We start from the raw sequence: 1,917 nt of genomic DNA on the forward strand, positions 1-1,917 counted from the left end.
TGCAATACCCCCCGAACGTCCGGGTAGTGCGGGTGCCCTGCTCCGGCCGGATAAATCCGCTCTTTATCATAGCAGGCCTGCGTTCCGGAGCTGATGCAATACTAACCTCTGGCTGACACCCCGGAGACTGCCACTATGTTAGTGGCAACCTGGTGGCCCGCCGCAAATTTGCCCTATTAAAGAACATGCTGAACTACATGGGAGTAGAGAGTGACAGAGTAAACTTCACCTGGGTATCAGCATCCGAAGGAGCAAGATTTGCAGAACTGATAGGAGACCTAACCGACAAAGTAAAAGCCATAGGCCCCAACAAGGGCATATTTAGAAAAGCGGAGTGAGGTGAGAGGGAATGAACCTAAGCGAAAACATAAAAGCAGCCGCCAAGAAACTGCTGGAAGAAAAGAAAGTAGACCTGGTGGTGGGATTTGCTCAAGGAAGCCTGCCCCTCCGCAGCACACCATACTTTGCCAGAACCCCTGAGCAGGCCGAGAACCTAATCTGGGGAGCAACCTGCGAAAACAACCTGGCAAACTTCGTGCGCAGCAAGGGTGGAGACAAAGTGGCAGTAATAGCCAAGGGCTGTGACGTAAGAGCCATAGTGGGCCTAATCAAAGAAGGGCAAATCAACAAAGAAAACCTGTATATCATCGGCGTACCCTGCCAAGGCATGGTAGACCGCAAACAAATCTGCCAGGCAGTGGGCTGCAAAGACATCCTGGAAGTAAGAGACACAGGAGAAGCCCTGACACTAAAGGGCAAAGACTTTGAACAGACACTGGCCAAGGCAGACGTAATGTTTAGCTCCTGCAAAACATGCCAATACAACACCCCGGTAATCTTCGACGAACTACTGGGCGAAGCAATAGCAGGCAAAGAAGCAGACTACAGCGACGTAGAAGCCTTCGAGGCCCTAAGTGCCGAAGAAAGGGCAGCCTACGTAGCCAAAGAAATGAGCAAATGCATCCGCTGCTACGCCTGCCGCCAGGCCTGTCCCATGTGCTACTGCACCGAATGCTTCGTAGACTGCGGAGCTCCAGCGTGGATCGGCAAAAGTGCCCAAAGCGTAGACGACAACGCCCTGTTCCAGGCAGTGAGAGTATTCCACCTGGCAGGCCGCTGCGTAGACTGCGGAGCCTGTGAGAGAGCCTGCCCCATGGGCATCAAACTATCCTTCCTAAACAGAAAGATGGTAAAAGACGTCAAAGAAATGTTTGGAGCCGAAGCAGGAATAAGCCTAGAAGAAGCCCCGGCCCTGAACACCTTCAAATTCGAAGACAAAGAAGACTTCTTGCTATAGGAATGAGGTGAAAAAGGATGATCCTAAACAAAGGCGAAATTGCCAAAATACTAGATAAACTGGCAAGAGAATACCGAGTCATAGCGCCGGTAGAAAAAGACGGTCTCATCCAATATGGGGCCATCAAGGGCGGAGAAGAAGCCTGTCTTAACATTAGCAACACCAAAAAGCCGGGTAAAGAAATCCTTTTCCCTCAGACAGAAGAACTGTTTAACTACACAGTTGATGCTGAAGGAGTAAGGACCAAAGAAAACATCGACGCCACCGGGACAATAGTATTCGGCATGCGCCCCTGTGACGTCAAATCAATACTGCTTTTAGACAACGTATTCAAAAACGACCAATACGAAGACGTATACTACCTGACCCGCCGAGCCAACACCCTAATCGTGGGACTAGGCTGCAACGAGCCAGGGATAACGTGCTTCTGCAGCAGCATGGACTGCGGCCCCTTCGCCAAAGAAGGCAGCGACATATTCCTGACCGACATAGGGGAAGCCTACGTAGTAGAAGGCATAAGCGAAAAGGGACAAGAGCTGCTGGGAAAACTTGGACTTAGCGAAGCCGGAGAAGAAGCCAAGGCAGAGGCCGCCAAACTCCAGGCAGAAATTAAGGCCGAC

General features: G+C 51.1%; 2 protein-coding genes and 1 pseudogene. All 3 read left to right on the forward strand.

Annotation, left to right across the window (positions count from 1 at the left end; all coding sequences use genetic code 11):
* On the forward strand, positions 1-338 hold a 338-nt coding region (locus P6N53_RS18405; RefSeq protein WP_304545829.1), incomplete at its 5' end, for a hydrogenase iron-sulfur subunit.
* Between the two features lie 11 nt (positions 339-349).
* Positions 350-1,297 (forward strand): 4Fe-4S dicluster domain-containing protein, encoded by a 948-nt coding sequence (locus P6N53_RS18410; RefSeq protein WP_304545831.1) that lies wholly within the window; start codon positions 350-352, stop codon positions 1,295-1,297.
* A gap of 17 nt (positions 1,298-1,314) precedes the next feature.
* Positions 1,315-1,917 (forward strand): annotated as a pseudogene (locus P6N53_RS18415) (4Fe-4S dicluster domain-containing protein); the annotation flags it as partial.

It is taken from the genome of Desulforamulus aquiferis, from assembly GCF_030577015.1.
Classification (GTDB): domain Bacteria; phylum Bacillota; class Desulfotomaculia; order Desulfotomaculales; family Desulfotomaculaceae; genus Desulfotomaculum; species Desulfotomaculum aquiferis.

Coding starts and splice junctions, on each gene's coding strand:
- P6N53_RS18410 (WP_304545831.1), top strand. CDS start 350: ATGAACCTAAGCGAAAACATAAAAGCAGCCGCCAAGAAACTGCTGGAA.